Source organism: Streptococcus infantis, from assembly GCF_047463655.1.
GTDB classification, from domain to species: domain Bacteria; phylum Bacillota; class Bacilli; order Lactobacillales; family Streptococcaceae; genus Streptococcus; species Streptococcus infantis_Z.
On sequence record NZ_JASHDM010000009.1, the window covers coordinates 54,214 to 71,609 of the forward strand.

Annotated in this window: 15 protein-coding genes and 1 other annotated feature; all 15 genes read left to right on the forward strand. The window is 39.0% G+C overall.

What is annotated here, in order from left to right:
* Window positions 1-4: 4 nt before the first annotated feature.
* Window positions 5-1,228, forward strand: a complete 1,224-nt coding sequence (locus QM877_RS07330; RefSeq protein ID WP_414318020.1) for an FtsW/RodA/SpoVE family cell cycle protein — start codon at window positions 5-7, stop codon at window positions 1,226-1,228.
* 10 nt (window positions 1,229-1,238) lie between these two features.
* Window positions 1,239-1,790: a DJ-1 family glyoxalase III gene (locus QM877_RS07335; RefSeq protein WP_414318021.1), complete on the forward strand. Its 552-nt coding sequence runs from the start codon at window positions 1,239-1,241 to the stop codon at window positions 1,788-1,790.
* 105 nt (window positions 1,791-1,895) lie between these two features.
* The gene (locus tag QM877_RS07340; RefSeq protein WP_414318022.1) at window positions 1,896-2,459 is read left to right on the forward strand and encodes an HAD family hydrolase; all 564 of its coding nucleotides are present in this window, start codon (window positions 1,896-1,898) and stop codon (window positions 2,457-2,459) included.
* Window positions 2,460-2,480: 21 nt separating this feature from the next.
* On the forward strand, window positions 2,481-4,427 hold the full coding sequence (gene gyrB, locus QM877_RS07345; RefSeq protein WP_414318023.1) for a DNA topoisomerase (ATP-hydrolyzing) subunit B: 1,947 nt from the start codon (window positions 2,481-2,483) through the stop codon (window positions 4,425-4,427).
* A gap of 80 nt (window positions 4,428-4,507) precedes the next feature.
* The gene (gene ezrA, locus QM877_RS07350) at window positions 4,508-6,235 is read left to right on the forward strand and encodes a septation ring formation regulator EzrA (protein WP_414318024.1); all 1,728 of its coding nucleotides are present in this window, start codon (window positions 4,508-4,510) and stop codon (window positions 6,233-6,235) included.
* A 312-nt stretch (window positions 6,236-6,547) separates the two neighbouring features.
* Complete coding sequence (locus QM877_RS07355; RefSeq protein ID WP_414318025.1) at window positions 6,548-7,117, forward strand: hypothetical protein; 570 nt, start codon at window positions 6,548-6,550, stop codon at window positions 7,115-7,117.
* A gap of 146 nt (window positions 7,118-7,263) precedes the next feature.
* Window positions 7,264-8,655: a peptidoglycan-N-acetylglucosamine deacetylase PgdA gene (gene pgdA / locus QM877_RS07360; protein ID WP_414318026.1), complete on the forward strand. Its 1,392-nt coding sequence runs from the start codon at window positions 7,264-7,266 to the stop codon at window positions 8,653-8,655.
* A gap of 85 nt (window positions 8,656-8,740) precedes the next feature.
* Window positions 8,741-8,871: a sequence feature (ribosomal protein L20 leader region), on the forward strand.
* Between the two features lie 15 nt (window positions 8,872-8,886).
* Window positions 8,887-9,417 carry a translation initiation factor IF-3 gene (gene infC / locus QM877_RS07365; protein WP_000848177.1) on the forward strand — a complete coding sequence of 177 codons (531 nt, stop codon included), beginning with the start codon at window positions 8,887-8,889 and terminating at the stop codon, window positions 9,415-9,417.
* A gap of 32 nt (window positions 9,418-9,449) precedes the next feature.
* Complete coding sequence (gene rpmI / locus QM877_RS07370) at window positions 9,450-9,650, forward strand: 50S ribosomal protein L35 (protein ID WP_001125942.1); 201 nt, start codon at window positions 9,450-9,452, stop codon at window positions 9,648-9,650.
* Window positions 9,651-9,701: 51 nt separating this feature from the next.
* Window positions 9,702-10,061: a 50S ribosomal protein L20 gene (rplT, locus tag QM877_RS07375; protein WP_000124830.1), complete on the forward strand. Its 360-nt coding sequence runs from the start codon at window positions 9,702-9,704 to the stop codon at window positions 10,059-10,061.
* Between the two features lie 56 nt (window positions 10,062-10,117).
* Window positions 10,118-10,504: a VOC family protein gene (locus tag QM877_RS07380; protein ID WP_414318027.1), complete on the forward strand. Its 387-nt coding sequence runs from the start codon at window positions 10,118-10,120 to the stop codon at window positions 10,502-10,504.
* Window positions 10,505-10,582: 78 nt separating this feature from the next.
* The gene (locus tag QM877_RS07385; protein WP_414318028.1) at window positions 10,583-11,293 is read left to right on the forward strand and encodes a B3/4 domain-containing protein; all 711 of its coding nucleotides are present in this window, start codon (window positions 10,583-10,585) and stop codon (window positions 11,291-11,293) included.
* 117 nt (window positions 11,294-11,410) lie between these two features.
* On the forward strand, window positions 11,411-14,512 hold the full coding sequence (locus QM877_RS07390) for a DNA polymerase III subunit alpha (RefSeq protein WP_414318029.1): 3,102 nt from the start codon (window positions 11,411-11,413) through the stop codon (window positions 14,510-14,512).
* An 81-nt stretch (window positions 14,513-14,593) separates the two neighbouring features.
* On the forward strand, window positions 14,594-15,601 hold the full coding sequence (pfkA, locus tag QM877_RS07395) for a 6-phosphofructokinase (RefSeq protein WP_000820873.1): 1,008 nt from the start codon (window positions 14,594-14,596) through the stop codon (window positions 15,599-15,601).
* A gap of 66 nt (window positions 15,602-15,667) precedes the next feature.
* Entirely contained in the window at window positions 15,668-17,173 is a 1,506-nt protein-coding gene (pyk, locus tag QM877_RS07400) for a pyruvate kinase (protein WP_414318030.1), read from the forward strand.
* Window positions 17,174-17,396 lie beyond the last annotated feature (223 nt).

Consider the following 17,396-nt stretch of genomic DNA (forward strand, 5'->3'; position numbering starts at 1 on the left):
CTTTATGAAACGTTCTCTCGACTCTCGAGTCGATTATAGTTTGATTTTACCAGTATTCTGTTTGCTGGTGACTGGAGTGGTAGCTATTTACATTGCTGTCAGTCATGACTATCCACATAATATTTGGCCTATTCTCGGTCAGCAACTAGCTTGGATCGTATTGGGAATTGTTATCAGCTTTGTAGTCATGTTCTTTAATACAAAATTTTTATGGCAGGCGACTCCCTATCTTTATGCCCTAGGTCTAGTCCTCATGGTCTTACCCTTGGTTTTCTATAACCCTAATTTGGTCGCAGCAACAGGGGCTAAAAACTGGGTGTCAATTGGAGGAGTGACACTTTTCCAACCTTCCGAATTCATGAAAATTTCCTATATTTTGATCTTGGCTCGGGTTGTTGTTCAATTCACACAGAAACACAAGGAAAGTGAACGAACGATTCCTTTAGATTTCCTCTTGATACTGTGGATGATTATCTTCACGCTGCCAGTCTTAGGTTTACTGGCCCTGCAGAGTGACTTAGGAACGGCCTTGGTCTTTGTCGCAATCTTTGCGGGACTGGTCTTGCTTTCTGGAGTATCATGGAAAATCATCATTCCAATTTTTGTAACAGCTGTATCGGGAATTGCAGGATTTTTGGCAATTTTCATCACAAAAGATGGGCGTGCTTTCATACATCAAATCGGGATGCCAACCTATCAGATTAACCGTATCCTTGCCTGGCTCAATCCATTTGATTATGCACAAACGACCACCTATCAACAGGCGCAAGGGCAAATCGCCATTGGTAGTGGAGGTCTGTTTGGTCAAGGATTTAATGTATCTAATCTCCTTATTCCCGTTCGTGAGAGTGATATGATTTTTACAGTCATTGCAGAAGATTTTGGTTTTATCGGCTCTGTCCTCGTAATTACACTTTATCTTCTACTTATCTATCGAATGTTAAAAATCACTCTGAAGTCCAATAATCAATTTTATACCTACATTTCAACTGGATTTATTATGATGCTCTTGTTCCATATCTTTGAAAATATCGGTGCAGTGACAGGCCTCCTTCCTCTGACAGGGATTCCATTACCATTCATTTCCCAAGGGGGCTCAGCCATTATCAGTAATCTGATTGGTGTTGGTCTGCTTCTATCGATGAGTTATCAAACGCATCTAGCTGATGAAAAGAGCGGTAAGACAAGATTTAAACGTAAGAAAGTTGTTTTGAAAAAAGTTAAATAAGGAGTAAATCATGGCTAAAGTTGCAGTTATCTTAGCAGATGGCTTTGAAGAAATCGAAGCCCTAACAGTTGTGGACGTATTACGTCGTGCCAATATTACTTGTCATATGGTTGGTTTTGAAGCCCAAGTGACGGGATCACATGCCATCCAAGTACAAGCAGATCGAGTGTTTGATGGTGATTTATCTGAGTACGACATGATTGTCTTACCAGGAGGTATGCCAGGTTCAGCTCACTTGCGTGATAATGAGCAATTGATTACTGAACTTCAAAAATTTGAGCAAGTTGGTAAAAAAGTAGCAGCCATTTGTGCAGCACCAATTGTACTGAATCGAGCTGGTCTCCTCAAGGATAAAGTGTTCACCTGCTATGATGGTGTCCAAGAGCAAATTGCTGATGGTCACTATCGCAAGGAAACAGTAGTTGTCGATGGTCACTTGACCACCAGTCGCGGTCCAGCAACTGCCCTTGCCTTTGCTTATAACCTAGTAGAACAACTTGGTGGAGATGCAGATGCTTTGAGAAAAGCCATGCTCTATCGTGATGTGTTTGGAATAGATTAACTAAAACGAGAGGAATCTATCAATTAGGGGATTCTTCTCGTTTTTTACTGTTAAAATAGAAGGAAATCGTCGCTTTTTTGATAAAAAAATGCTATAATGAAGGGTATGAAATATCACGATTACATATGGGATTTAGGTGGAACTTTACTTGATAATTATGAGACTTCGACCGCGGCTTTTGTGGAAACATTAGCTCAATTTGGAATCGAAGAAGAACATGATAAAGTTTACAATGCCTTGAAAGTGTCAACTGCTTTTGCGATTAACCAATTTGCCCCAACAATAGAGCATTTTTTAGAAAAATATAAGGAAAACGAAGCGCGAGAGCTTGAGCATCCTGCCTTGTTTGAGGGAGTACCTGCTTTATTGGAGGAAATCTCAGACCAGGGAGGACGGAACTTTTTAGTTTCGCATCGCAATGACCAAGTTTTGGATATTCTTGAAAAGACAGGTATTGCTGGCTATTTTACAGAAGTAGTAACAGCTAGCTCTGGTTTTAAGAGAAAACCAAATCCAGAGTCTATGATCTATTTGCGAGATAAGTATAAGATTAGTTCTGGTATCGTTATTGGTGACCGTTCTATCGATATTGAAGCTGGACAAGCAGCAGGCTTAGCGACGCATCTCTTTAAAAATATCGTGACATTGAGACAAGTATTAGAAATGTAAGAAAAAAGAAAAAGGGAAAAAATGACAGAAGAAATCAAAAACCAACAGGCACAGGATTATGATGCCAGTCAGATTCAAGTTTTGGAAGGTCTGGAAGCCGTTCGTATGCGTCCTGGAATGTATATCGGATCGACTTCAAAAGAAGGTCTTCACCACCTAGTCTGGGAAATCGTTGATAACTCTATCGATGAGGCCTTGGCGGGATTTGCTAGTCATATTCAGGTCTTTATTGAGCCAGATGACTCTATCACGGTTGTTGATGATGGACGTGGTATCCCTGTTGATATTCAAGAAAAGACAGGCCGTCCTGCCGTTGAAACTGTCTTTACCGTTCTTCACGCTGGAGGTAAATTTGGCGGTGGCGGTTACAAGGTTTCAGGTGGACTCCACGGTGTAGGTTCATCGGTTGTAAATGCCCTCTCAACTCAGTTGGATGTTCGTGTTCATAAAAACGGGAAAATTCATTACCAAGAATACCGTCGTGGACATGTTGTTGCTGACCTTGAGGTGATTGGAGATACAGATAAAACAGGTACAACAGTACACTTCACGCCAGATCCAGAGATTTTTACAGAAACAACAACTTTTGATTTTGATAAATTAAACAAGCGTATCCAAGAACTCGCCTTTCTGAATCGTGGCCTTCAAATCTCCATCACTGACAAGCGTGAGGGACTTGAACAAACAAAACACTACCACTACGAAGGTGGGATTGCGAGCTATGTTGAGTATATCAATGAAAACAAGGATGTTATTTTTGAAAATCCAATCTACACTGATGGAGAAATGGATGACATCACAGTTGAAGTAGCCATGCAATACACAACAGGTTACCATGAAAATGTCATGAGTTTCGCCAATAATATTCATACACATGAGGGTGGAACGCATGAACAAGGTTTCCGTACAGCCCTAACTCGTGTCATCAATGACTACGCTCGTAAAAACAAACTCCTCAAAGACAACGAAGATAATCTAACAGGTGAGGATGTCCGTGAAGGATTGACTGCCGTTATCTCTGTGAAGCATCCAAATCCGCAGTTTGAAGGACAAACGAAAACTAAACTTGGAAATAGTGAAGTTGTCAAGATTACCAATCGCCTCTTTAGTGAAGCATTTTCAGACTTCCTGATGGAAAATCCACAGATTGCTAAGCGGATTGTTGAAAAAGGGATTTTGGCAGCTAAGGCGCGTGTAGCAGCCAAACGTGCGCGTGAAGTTACTCGTAAGAAGTCAGGTTTAGAGATTTCAAACCTTCCAGGGAAATTAGCAGACTGTTCTTCAAATAATCCAGCTGAAACTGAACTTTTCATCGTCGAAGGAGATTCAGCGGGAGGTTCTGCAAAGTCTGGTCGTGACCGTGAATTCCAAGCGATTTTACCGATTCGCGGTAAAATCCTCAACGTCGAAAAGGCCAGCATGGATAAAATCCTTGCCAATGAAGAAATCCGTAGCCTTTTCACAGCTATGGGAACAGGCTTTGGTGCGGAATTTGATGTCAGCAAGGCACGTTATCAAAAACTCGTCATCATGACGGATGCCGATGTCGATGGAGCCCATATCCGTACCCTCTTGTTAACCTTGATTTATCGTTATATGAAACCCGTTTTAGAAGCAGGTTATGTTTATATCGCCCAACCACCAATTTACGGTGTTAAGGTCGGCAGTGAAATTAAAGAATACATCCAACCTGGGGCAGATCAAGAAATCCGTCTCCAGGAAGCCTTGGCTCGCTATAGTGAAGGTCGTGCCAAACCAACTATTCAGCGATATAAAGGTCTTGGAGAAATGGATGATCATCAGCTTTGGGAAACAACTATGAATCCTGAACATCGTCTTATGGCGCGTGTATCGGTTGATGATGCTGCAGAAGCAGATAAAATCTTTGATATGCTCATGGGTGACCGTGTAGAACCACGTCGAGAATTTATCGAAGAAAATGCTGTCTACAGTACGCTTGACGTTTAAAAAATTTGGAAATAGTTCCCATGGTTTGAAAAATATGATATAATCATTACAATTGTTTCAAGTATAAAAAGGAGTTTGATATGTCTGATAATCTGTTGATTATTATTATGATTGTAATAGCGACTCTACTGATTATTGCTTATGTTGTAGCGATTTTGTTACGCAAACGCAATGAAGGTAGGCTTGCAGTACTAGAAGAAAGAAAGGAAGAGTTATATAACCTTCCAGTAAACGATGAAGTAGAAGCTGTTAAGAATATGCATCTGATTGGTCAAAGTCAGATTGCATTTAGAGAGTGGAATCAAAAATGGGTAGACCTATCCCTCAACTCATTTGCAGATATTGAGAATAATCTGTTTGAAGCAGAAGGGTACAATAATTCATTTCGCTTCTTGAAAGCTCAACACAAAATTGATCAAATTGAAAGCCAGATTACCCTTATCGAAGAAGATATTGCTTCCATTCGAAATGCTTTGGCAGATTTAGAAAAACAAGAATCAAAAAATAGTGGTCGTGTCTTGCATGCTTTAGATTTATTTGAAAGCTTACAGAAGGCGGTTGCAGAAGATTCTGAGAAATATGGTCAAGCACTTCCTGAAATTGAAAAACAATTGGAGAACATCCAATCAGAATTTTCTCAATTTGTGACGCTAAACTCTTCAGGAGATCCAGTTGAAGCAGCGGGAATTTTAGATAATGCTGAAAACCATATTCTCGCTTTGACACATATCGTAGAGAGAATTCCAGCAATTGTTACTAAACTAACGACTGAACTCCCTGATCAACTTGAAGATCTAGAGGCTGGCTATCGTAAGTTGCTTGATGCTAACTATCACTTTGTAGAAACTGACATTGAATCGCGTTTGCAGTTGTTGTATGAAGCTTTGAAAAATAACCAAGAAAATATTAAAAAATTGGAATTGGATAATGCTGAATATGAAAACACTCAGATTCAAGAAGAAATCAATGCTCTCTATAATATTTTCACACGAGAGATTGCTTCTCAAAAAGTTGTTGAAAACTTGTTGTCAACACTTCCAACCTATCTTGACCACTTAAAAGACAACAATCAGGTCTTGGTGAAAGATATTGAACGCTTGAGCAAAACTTACTTGATGTCTGAGAGTGATGTAAATCACGTCCGTCGTCTTCAAGTGGATTTGGATTCCCTAGAAGTTACAGTTAGCGATTTGACTTCAGAACAAGAGGAATATTCAGAAGCTTATTCTGTATTGGAAGAACGTTTAGAAAATGTTCAAGCTACATTAAAAGAAATTGAAGATGATCAAGTTTCAGTGAGCGAACGTTTAGTACAGATTGAAAAAGATGATGTTAATGCTCGTCAAAAGGCAAATGTTTACGTCAATCGCCTCCACACCATTAAGCGCTACATGGAAAAGAGAAATCTTCCAGGAATCCCACAGAACTTCTTGAAATTGTTCTTTGCTGCTAGCCATAGTACTGAGGATTTGATGGCAGAGTTGGAACAGTCACAAGTCAACATTGAGTCTGTTAATCGTATCCTAGAAATTGCATCACATGATATGGAAGTTTTGGAAACAGAAACTTACAGTATTGTGCAATATGCAACCTTGACAGAGCAATTGCTTCAATATTCTAATCGCTACAGATCATTTGATGAAGGGATTCAACAAGCCTTCCATGAATCTTTAGAAATCTTTGAAAATGCCTTTGATTATCAAGCATCTTTCGAAAAGATTTCCCAAGCTTTGGAAGTTGCTGAACCAGGGGTAACAAATCGCTTTGTTTCCTCATATGAAAAAACAAGAGAAATCATTCGATTTTAAACAAAATAAGTTATATAGAAATCCGAATTGCACCCTAAAAGTTAGATAGAAAAATCTAAACTTTTGGGGTGTTTTTATGTGAGTAAAGAACATAGATATTAAAGTGCAGTGTAATGAAATAAAATCTGAACAAATTGTCTAGGGAGGTCAAAATAATTTTTAGTAATGTTTTAGAAGCGACAGTGTACTATTCTATATTCGATATACAATAAGATCAAAAATTCACGCCCCTTTCAAAAATATTTGGCATGGTTGACGAATTCGAGATTCTTTGATATATTAAACCTAATGACTAAACATATGAGGTTAATTATGAATACAAAACTACAAAAAATAATCAACAAGCACAAGAAAATGATCTATGGTCTTATTGGTGCTCTTATACTTCTGATACTTGTAGTTTTTTCTTTTTTAGGAGCATCTGACAATAAAGAAGCTACCATTGTGAATGAATCGAAAACTAAGGATGCATCATCACAAAAAACAAAGGATGTAAGCAAGGATACATCTACTAGCTCTCAAGAAAAAACTAGCCAATCTTCTGAAATTGAGAAGGCTTCTTCTACTAGTACATCAGCTTCATCATCAACTGCTACTACAGAAGACAAGCAAACTAGTGAACCTGTCTACGAACCATCTACGTCATCATATACATCTGATGCTAATACATCAACGTATGAAGAGCCAACTTCAACTTATGCTGAACCTGCATATGAAGAACCTGCATCCCCAGCATATACTCCGGCGCCATCATCAAATAGTTATAAAGAAATTACACGAAGTGATTTCGAAAAACATAACAAAGCCGTTGCTGAATGGGATGAAGCTAATGGGTTTGGTGGTGAAGGTCTTGATAGTGGTAATGGTTATCTTGGTTGGTAATAGTAAACACAGATATACATGTTTTTGTGAATCAAAAGAAAGTCCTAGAAAAATCTAGGCTTTTTCTTTTACCTTTCTTTTCTTAAAAAATGGACATTTTCCTATTTATCATTGAAATTATAGGCCTGATTTGATATGATAAGACTATGACTAAAAAAAGAACAAATTGTAAAATAAATGACAAGAAGAGAAGAAATTTGTGGATTATTGTGGGGCTTCTATTCTTCACAATCTTAACATTAGGTGCTGGTATTGCTTATAAAGTCTTGACGAAGCAAGCTTTTGAGCAAAAAATTGAAGCACTGAAAAAAGAAAAAGATGATGCCTATTCACAAGGAAGTCAGAAAGAACATTTTCGTAAGGGGCAGGCAGAAATCATCACCTACTATCCTATGACGGGGGACAAGGTCATTACCTCTGTTCAGGATATCATTGTAAAAGATATTACGGATAAAGTAGAAGATAAAGAACATTTGATTTTTTACTACTCTGAAAAAGATTCTTCTTCCATCAAAGGTGTGGAGAGCCATCTTGTAAAAAAACATGCCTATGACCTGAGTGATTCTACTGTTGTGGAATTAGAAAATACCTCATTAGATCAGCTTTATCTTAAGGAAGATGGGACCCTGTTTACATTAGATCAGCTCTTTACAGATGCTAGCAAAGCTAAGGAAAAGTTTCTTGAGGATATCAAGTCAACACTCCTTGATAAAAAGATCGAGCAAACACTTGTAGATCAAGTAATAGCCGATTTTTCAGCTAGCGATTTATCATCTTGGAAGTTTGCTTACAAAGATAGTCAATTGGTGTTATATCCAGTTAAAGCAACCAATAATGTAGAAGAAATAGCTTTGCCTATTTCAGACTTCTTTGATGTTATCCAATCGTCCTATCTAACTGAAAAGGATGCAGAACTTTATAAGAAGGCTCAGGCTGAGAAAAATAAAAAAGTAGTCGCTCTTACCTTTGATGATGGACCAGATGGAAATACAACTCCACAAGCTTTAGATATTCTAGCCAAGTATAAGATTAAAGCAACCTTCTTTGTTCAAGGAAAAAATATTGCCGGCAATGAGTCGATTCTTAAACGTATGCAGTCTGAAGGTCATGAAGTTGGAAACCATAGTTGGAATCACCCGGTTTTAACAAAACTGTCATTGGAAGATGCTAAGAAACAAATTACGGATACAGAAGATGCTATTACAAAAGTACTTGGGAAAAGCTCTAAATTGATGCGACCACCATACGGTGCAATCTCAGATGATATTCGCAATAGTCTTGATTTAAGCTTTATCATGTGGGATGTGGATAGTTTGGATTGGAAGAGTAAAAATGAAGCAGCAATTTTGACAGAAATTCAGCGCCAGGCAAGCAATGGATCTATCATTTTAATGCACGATATCCATCAGCCGTCAGTAAATTCGCTTCCAAAAGTAATTGAGTATTTACAGGAACAAGGCTATAGTTTCGTGACTGTATCAGAGCTACTGAATGCTCGTTTGAAGCCACATGAGATTTACTATTCTCGTAATCAATAGATTGCAAGTCGGAAAAATAGAAAAAATTAAAAAAAGATAGTTTTAATCTTGACAAGTAGGGGAAAACTTGATATCATATAAAAGTTGAGAAAAGCAGAAGTGAGAACTTCTCGCCTTGCGACTAACGTTGTCTGGCCCCTACGGATCAAATTTCAGAAATGGAATACAATCATGTAGTGCGGGTTTGCGTTAGCAAGTCCGCTCTTGTTTTTCTCTAAATTAAAAAAAGAGGTGAAAACCATAGCAAAGCAAGACTTATTCATCAATGATGAAATTCGTGTACGCGAAGTTCGCTTAATCGGTCTTGAAGGTGAGCAATTGGGTATCAAACCACTAAGCGAAGCGCAGGCACTTGCGGACGAAGCTAATGTGGACTTGGTTCTCATTCAACCTCAAGCTAAACCTCCTGTTGCAAAAATTATGGACTACGGTAAGTTCAAATTTGAGTACCAGAAGAAACAAAAAGAGCAGCGCAAAAAACAAAGCGTTGTGACCGTGAAAGAAGTTCGCTTGAGCCCAGTTATCGACAAGGGTGATTTCGAAACTAAACTTCGCAATGCTCGCAAGTTCCTTGAAAAAGGAAACAAAGTGAAGGTATCCATTCGCTTTAAGGGGCGTATGATCACCCATAAAGAGATTGGTGCAAAAGTTTTAGCCGAGTTCGCTGAAGCAACTCAAGATATTGCTATCATTGAACAACGTGCTAAAATGGATGGACGCCAAATGTTTATGCAATTGGCGCCAGCAACTGACAAAAAATAATTGTCATAAAGTTAAATAAAGGAGAAAAAATCATGCCAAAACAAAAAACACACCGCGCATCAGCTAAACGTTTCAAACGTACAGGTTCTGGTGGACTTAAGCGTTTCCGTGCTTACACATCTCACCGTTTCCACGGAAAAACTAAAAAACAACGTCGTCATCTTCGTAAAGCATCTATGGTGCATTCAGGAGATTTCAAACGTATCAAAGCAATGCTTACTCGCTTGAAATAATCGCGTATTTGTAAGTAAACAATTCTAGGAAATATTTGGAGGAAATAAAACATGGCACGTGTTAAAGGTGGCGTTGTATCACGCAAACGTCGTAAACGTATTCTTAAATTAGCAAAAGGTTACTATGGAGCTAAACACATCTTGTTCCGTACTGCAAAAGAACAAGTAATGAACTCTTACTACTATGCATACCGTGACCGTCGTCAAAAGAAACGTGACTTCCGTAAATTGTGGATCACACGTATCAATGCGGCAGCTCGTTTGAACGGACTTTCATACTCACAATTGATGCATGGTTTGAAATTGGCTGAGATCGAAGTTAACCGTAAAATGCTTGCTGACTTGGCTGTTAACGATGCAGCAGCTTTCACAGCTCTTGCAGATGCAGCTAAAGCAAAACTTGGTAAATAATTATTCATAAGACTGGTACAACTTTGTCCCAGTCTTTTTTAACAAAGGAGAAAAAAATGGCTTCAAAAATGCTACATACTTGCTTGCGAGTAGAAAATCTTGAAAAATCAATCGCTTTTTATCAGGATGCTTTTGGTTTTAAGGAATTACGTCGTAGAGACTTTCCAGATTATGCTTTCACGATTGTTTATCTTGGACTTGATGGTGATGATTATGAGTTGGAGTTGACTTACAACTATGATCACGGACCATATGTTGTCGGTGACGGTTTTGCTCACATTGCCCTAAGCACACCTGATCTTGAAGCTCTTCACAAAGAACATAGCGAAAAAGGCTATGAAGTGACAGCACCTAATGGACTTCCAGGGACTCAACCAAACTATTACTTTATCAAAGATCCAGATGGATACAAGGTAGAAGTGATTCGTGAAAATTCATTATAGTTCCTATCGAGTAGCTTGTATGCTACTCGTTTTTTAGAATTTGTGGTAGAATGAAAGAAAAAGAATGGAGGCAAGGTCATGAAAGTTCATGTAAAAGATGATTTTTGGCAACTATTTCCAGATGCTCAAATCAGTGTATTGGTGGTAAAAGGTCTCAACAATACTATTGATGAGAATGAGGATCCATATTTTAAAGCTTTACTAGATGAAGGAACAAAAAAAGCCCGGACTTTTATACCAGATGAAAATTTCACTCAGAATGAAGTGATTCAAGAATGGCGTCAGGCATTCACAAAATTCAAAACCAAAAAAGGTGCTCGTTCTTCTATTGAAGCCTTATTAAAGCGTGTGAGTCAAGGAAGAGAATTTAATCCAATAAATCCTTTGGTAGATATCTATAATAGTGTTTCACTTTCTTTCGCTGTTCCTTGTGGGGGAGAGGATTTAGCTAAGATTGTTGGTGACTTATGTCTTGGGAGAGCTCAAGGGAATGAATCCTTCTTTCCACTAGGGGCTGAAAGTGATGCTCCTGCCTTAGCTGATGAAATGATTTATTTTGATGAACAAGGTGCGGTTTGTCGGTGTTTAAACTGGCGTGAAGCCCAAAGAACCATGTTAACAGAAGAAACCAAAGATGCTGTTTTAGTCATTGAAGCTATCAATGAAGAGCAGGCATCACGAGCTCGGGAAGCAATGCTAGAATTACATACTAAAATTGGTAAATATTTTGGTGTTAGTGGCAAGATCAGTCACTTGACAGCTACAAATCCTATCCTAGAGGTAGGATAATGAATGGGAATCACGGTTAATTCAACTGTGGTTCTTTTTTCTACAAGGGGAGAAAGAAATTGTTTTTCTATTTTTTAAAATGGTATAATATAAGGAGAAAAAGGGAGGTGATAGCGAGTGATTGCGCAACTTGATACAAAAACGGTTTATAGTTTCATGGAGAGTATGATTTCTATTCAGAAATATGTTGACCAAGGAAAAGCATACGGCTACTCAGCACTTGGAATCATGGATATTGACAATCTCTATGGGGCTTATTATTTTATCAAAGAGTGCCAAAAACAGGAGATTCAGCCTTTATTAGGTCTTGAGGTGACCGTTCATCATAAGGAGGAACTCGTCAACCTTCGATTTTTAGCCTTGTCAAATCATGGCTATCGAAATCTCATGAAGCTTTCGACTCTAAAAATGACAGGTAAAAAGGAATGGACTGATTTTTCTCCCTATCTAGAAGATGTTTGTGTTATTGTTCCCTATTATTCTTCAATTGATTCCTTGGACTTAGGGCATGACTATTATATCGGAGTTTATCCAGATACAGTTCAGTCGAATTTTTCTCGACCAATTCTCCCTCTTTATCGTGTTAATTCTTTCGAACCTGAGGATTTAGAAACGCTTCAAATGCTCAAGGCGATTAAGGAAAATGTGACCTTGCGAGAGGTGGATGTTCAAGCGCAACAAGGCTTGTTTTTACCTGCTGACCGTTTAGAGCAAGTATTTCAAGAAAAGTTTCCGCAAGCTTTAGAAAATCTATCTGAACTGATTGGAGCAACTACTTATGAGATTGATAGTAGTCTCAAGCTTCCACGTTTCAATCCAGAGCGTCCTGCTGTTGAAGAGTTGCGAGAAAGAGCTATTAAGGGCTTGGAACAGAAAGGCTTACTCGATTCAGTTTATCAGGCTCGTTTGGAAGAAGAACTATCTGTGATTCATGACATGGGATTCGATGACTATTTCTTGGTTGTCTGGGATCTCTTACGTTTTGGTCGTTCTCAGGGATATTATATGGGAATGGGACGTGGGTCTGCAGTTGGAAGTCTAGTGGCCTATGCCTTAAATATTACTGGTATTGATCCTGTAGCTAAAAACCTTATCTTTGAGCGCTTTTTAAATCGTGAACGCTATACCATGCCTGATATCGATATTGATATTCCTGATATCTATCGTCCTGAATTTATCCGCTATGTTCGTGACCGTTATGGTAGTATTCACGCTGCTCAGATAGTCACCTACTCGACTTTTGGTGCCAAACAGGCTATCCGAGATGTTTTTAAACGGTATGGTGTTCCCGAGTACGAGTTGACATCCATAACCAAGAAAATTGGTTTCAAAGATACCTTGACAACCGCCTATGAAGGCAATCTAGGATTTAGACAACTGATTCAAAGTAAGATTGAGTACCAAAAGGCTTTTGAAATTGCCAAAAAGATAGAAGGCTATCCTCGACAGACCTCTATCCACGCTGCTGGTGTCGTGATTAGTGATAAAAATCTAACGGATTATATTCCTCTTAAGTATGGTGAGGATATGCTCATTACCCAGTATGATGCTCATGGAGTTGAAGGAAATGGCTTGCTCAAGATGGATTTCTTGGGCTTAAGAAACCTAACTTTCGCTCAAAAAATGCAGGATCTCTTATTTGAAACTCAAGGAATTCAGTTAAGGATTGAGAATATTGACCTTGAGGATAGGGAAACTTTAGCCCTCTTTGCAGCTGGGAAGACTAAGGGGATCTTTCAGTTTGAACAACCTGGTGCTATCCGCTTATTAAAGCGCGTGAAACCAGAAAGCTTTGAAGAAGTAGTGGCAACGACTTCCCTCAACAGACCAGGTGCGAGCGACTATATTGATAACTTTGTGGCTCGAAAACATGGTAAAGAAAAGGTAACAGTTCTGGACCCAGTTTTGGAAGATATTCTGGCACCAACCTATGGCATTATGCTTTACCAAGAACAGGTGATGCAAGTAGCTCAGCGATATGCTGGTTTTAGCCTTGGGAAGGCCGACATTTTACGTCGTGCCATGGGGAAAAAGAACGCAGCTGAGATGCACCGAATGGAGGAAAGTTTCATCCAAGGAGCACTCGAAAAAGGTCATGGAAAAGAACAGGCTCAGCAGGTTTTTGCTGTCATGGAAAAATTTGCTGGTTATGGTTTCAACCGATCGCATGCTTATGCTTATGCGGCTTTAGCCTTCCAGCTTGCTTACTTTAAAACACATTACCCAGAAATCTTTTATCAAGTCATGCTCAACTATGCCAGTGGAGATTATATTCTCGATGCCCTTGAAATGGACTTTGAGCTGACACCACTCTCTATCAATACAATCCCATATCAGGATAAATTGACAGACAAGACTATTTACTTGGGACTTAAGAGTATCAAGGGGATGCCTCGAGATTTTGCCTATTGGATTATAGAGAATCGTCCTTTTAGTAGTGTCGAAGATTTTGTCACTCGCTTGCCTAAAAATTATCAGAAGTTGAGTCTCTTAACTCCCCTAGTCGAGATTGGTTTATTCGATAGTTTTGAAAAAAATCGTCAAAAAATCTTATCCAACTTACCTACTTTATTTATTTTTGTGGAAGAATTGGGTAGTTTATTTGCAGATAATAACTACAATTGGCTTGAGAGTGAGGATTTTACACAAGTCGAAAAGTTTCGTAAGGAACAGGAGTGGCTTGGAGTCGGTATCAGTCCGCATCCCTTACTGATTTTAGCAAAGAATCCCCTCTATCCAATTGTGAGTTTGTCTGAACTATCTGAAGGACAGACAGCTACAGTACTCGTTGAGATACAGTCTATCCGAGTAATCAGAACTAAAAAAGGTGAAAACATGGCCTTTTTGAAAGTTAGTGATAGCAAATCAAATTTGGAAGTTACTGTTTTTTCTGATCAGTACCGCCAATTTAAAAATCTCCTACATGAAGGAAGATTTTACTACCTTAATGGAAAAGTGCAGGCAAGAGACGGTCGCCTTCAGTTAGTATTAAATAATCTAAAAGAAGCAGTGAGTGAACGATTTTGGATTCAGGCTGCTGATCATGAACATGATTCTGAAATTTATCATATTTTAGAACAATACAAGGGACAAATTCCAGTCATTATACGCTACGAAAATGAACAAAAAAATGTTCTATTGCCGGGTTATTTTGTTGCAAAAGATGTTAGTTTACAGGAATCTTTGAGTCAAATAACTATGAAAACGATTTATCGTTAAAAATCAATGAAAATAAAAGAATTTTAACTTTAATTATGGTATAATCAGTTAGAATGTTAAAAGAAAAAGGAGCAAAACCAAATGAAACGTATTGCTGTTTTGACTAGTGGTGGAGACGCCCCTGGTATGAATGCTGCCATCCGTGCAGTAGTTCGTCAAGCAATCTCAGAAGGAATGGAAGTTTTTGGTATCTATGATGGATACGCAGGTATGGTTGCCGGCGAAATTTATCCACTTGATGCTGCTTCAGTGGGAGACATCATTTCACGTGGTGGTACTTTCCTTCACTCTGCTCGTTATCCTGAGTTTGCAAAACTCGAAGGTCAACTTAAAGGGATTGAGCAGTTGAAAAAACACGGTATCGAAGGTGTCGTGGTTATCGGTGGTGACGGTTCTTATCACGGAGCTATGCGCTTGACTGAGCATGGATTCCCTGCTATCGGACTTCCAGGAACAATCGATAACGATATCGTAGGTACTGATTTCACAATCGGATTTGATACTGCAGTTACAACTGCAATGGATGCCATCGATAAGATTCGTGATACCTCATCAAGTCACCGTCGTACTTTCGTAGTTGAAGTTATGGGACGTAATGCTGGAGATATCGCTCTTTGGGCTGGTATTGCCACTGGTGCTGATGAAATTATCATCCCTGAAGAAGGCTTCAAGATGGAAGACATCGTAGCAAGTATCAAAGCTGGATATGAACACGGTAAGAAACACAACATTATCGTTTTGGCAGAAGGTGTTATGTCAGCGGCTGAATTTGGTCAAAAGCTAAAAGAAGCTGGAGATACAAGCGACCTTCGTGTAACTGAACTTGGTCATATCCAACGTGGTGGATCTCCAACTGCTCGTGACCGTGTATTGGCGTCACGCATGGGTGCACACGCTGTTAAACTCCTTAAACAAGGAATCGGTGGTGTCGCTGTTGGTATCCGTAACGAGAAAATGGTTGAAAATCCAATTCTTGGAACTGCAGAAGAAGGAGCTTTGTTTAGCCTAACAGCTGATGGTAAGATTGTTGTTAACAATCCTCATAAAGCTGACCTTGAACTTTCTGCTTTGAACAAGAGCTTGTCATAATCAACTTTAACTAAACTGGTAAAATGACCATAAAAGGTCAAATTATATAAAGGAGTCACAAAAATCATGAACAAACGTGTAAAAATCGTTGCAACTTTGGGTCCTGCGGTAGAAATCCGTGGTGGTAAAAAATTCGGTGAAGACGGATACTGGGGTGAAAAACTTGACGTTGAAGCTTCAGCTAAAAACATTGCTCAATTGATTGAAGCAGGAGCTAACACTTTCCGTTTCAACTTCTCACACGGTGACCACCAAGAACAAGGTGACCGTATGGCAACTGTTAAACTTGCAGAAAAACTTGCAGGTAAAAAAGTTGGTTTCCTTCTTGATACTAAAGGACCAGAAATCCGTACTGAATTGTTCGAAGGTGAAGCTAAAGAGTACTCATACAAAACTGGTGAAAAAATCCGTGTTGCAACTAAACAAGGTATCAAATCAACTCGTGAAGTGATTGCTTTGAACGTTGCTGGCGCTCTTGACATCTATGATGACGTTGAAGTTGGTCGCCAAGTATTGGTTGACGATGGTAAACTTGGTCTTCGTGTTGTAGAAAAAGACGATGCAACTCGTGAATTTGTCGTTGAAGTTGAAAACGACGGTGTTATCGCTAAACAAAAAGGTGTAAACATCCCTAACACTAAAATTCCTTTCCCAGCTCTTGCTGAACGTGATAACGCTGATATCCGCTTCGGTCTTGAACAAGGTATCAACTTTATCGCGATCTCATTCGTACGTACTGCAAAAGACGTGAACGAAGTTCGTGCAATCTGTGAAGAAACTGGTAACGGTCACGTTCAATTGTTCGCTAAAATCGAAAACCAACAAGGTATCGATAACTTGGACGAAATCATTGAAGCTGCTGATGGTATCATGATCGCTCGTGGTGACATGGGTATCGAAGTACCATTTGAAATGGTTCCAGTTTACCAAAAAATGATCATCACTAAAGTGAACGCTGCTGGTAAAGTTGTTATCACTGCAACAAACATGCTTGAAACAATGACTGAAAAACCACGTGCAACTCGTTCAGAAGTATCAGACGTATTTAACGCTGTTATTGACGGAACTGACGCAACAATGCTTTCAGGTGAGTCAGCGAATGGTAAATACCCACTTGAGTCTGTTCGTACAATGGCAACTATCGATAAGAACGCTCAAACTCTTCTTAACGAATACGGACGTTTGAACTCAGATTCATTTGAACGTAACTCTAAGACAGAAGTTATGGCTTCAGCAGTTAAAGATGCTACAAACTCAATGGACATTAAATTGGTTGTAACTCTTACTAAGACTGGTCACACAGCACGTTTGATCTCTAAATATCGTCCAAATGCTGATATCTTGGCATTGACATTTGACGAATTGACAGAACGTGGATTGATGTTGAACTGGGGAGTTATCCCAATGTTGACAGAAACTCCATCATCAACTGATGACATGTTCGAAATTGCTGAACGTAAAGCAGTTGAAGCAGGTCTTGTACAATCTGGTGACGATATCGTTATCGTTGCAGGTGTGCCACTTGGTGAAGCAGTTCGTACTAACACAATGCGTATCCGCACTGTACGTTAATCTAATATTAAAAAGCCTATCATATCAAGCTTTCTAGCTTGTGTGATAGGTCTTTTTTTGTGACGAGGGGCAAAATATATCATTTTCCTTTTAATGCGGCTCTTTGTCAACTGTAGTGGGTTGATGAAAAGTTATAACCTGGAGAGGACCAACTTGGTTCTCTCCTTTTTGATGTTCAAAGCAATGAGGATTCTAGTTTTGAAGTTTTCAAAGTTCCGGAAGC

Coding starts and splice junctions, on each gene's coding strand:
- QM877_RS07335 (WP_414318021.1), top strand. CDS start 1,239: ATGGCTAAAGTTGCAGTTATCTTAGCAGATGGCTTTGAAGAAATCGAA.
- QM877_RS07355 (WP_414318025.1), top strand. CDS start 6,548: ATGAATACAAAACTACAAAAAATAATCAACAAGCACAAGAAAATGATC.
- ezrA (WP_414318024.1), top strand. CDS start 4,508: ATGTCTGATAATCTGTTGATTATTATTATGATTGTAATAGCGACTCTA.
- pyk (WP_414318030.1), top strand. CDS start 15,668: ATGAACAAACGTGTAAAAATCGTTGCAACTTTGGGTCCTGCGGTAGAA.
- QM877_RS07380 (WP_414318027.1), top strand. CDS start 10,118: ATGGCTTCAAAAATGCTACATACTTGCTTGCGAGTAGAAAATCTTGAA.
- rplT (WP_000124830.1), top strand. CDS start 9,702: ATGGCACGTGTTAAAGGTGGCGTTGTATCACGCAAACGTCGTAAACGT.
- QM877_RS07340 (WP_414318022.1), top strand. CDS start 1,896: ATGAAATATCACGATTACATATGGGATTTAGGTGGAACTTTACTTGAT.
- QM877_RS07385 (WP_414318028.1), top strand. CDS start 10,583: ATGAAAGTTCATGTAAAAGATGATTTTTGGCAACTATTTCCAGATGCT.
- pfkA (WP_000820873.1), top strand. CDS start 14,594: ATGAAACGTATTGCTGTTTTGACTAGTGGTGGAGACGCCCCTGGTATG.
- gyrB (WP_414318023.1), top strand. CDS start 2,481: ATGACAGAAGAAATCAAAAACCAACAGGCACAGGATTATGATGCCAGT.
- rpmI (WP_001125942.1), top strand. CDS start 9,450: ATGCCAAAACAAAAAACACACCGCGCATCAGCTAAACGTTTCAAACGT.
- QM877_RS07330 (WP_414318020.1), top strand. CDS start 5: ATGAAACGTTCTCTCGACTCTCGAGTCGATTATAGTTTGATTTTACCA.
- pgdA (WP_414318026.1), top strand. CDS start 7,264: ATGACTAAAAAAAGAACAAATTGTAAAATAAATGACAAGAAGAGAAGA.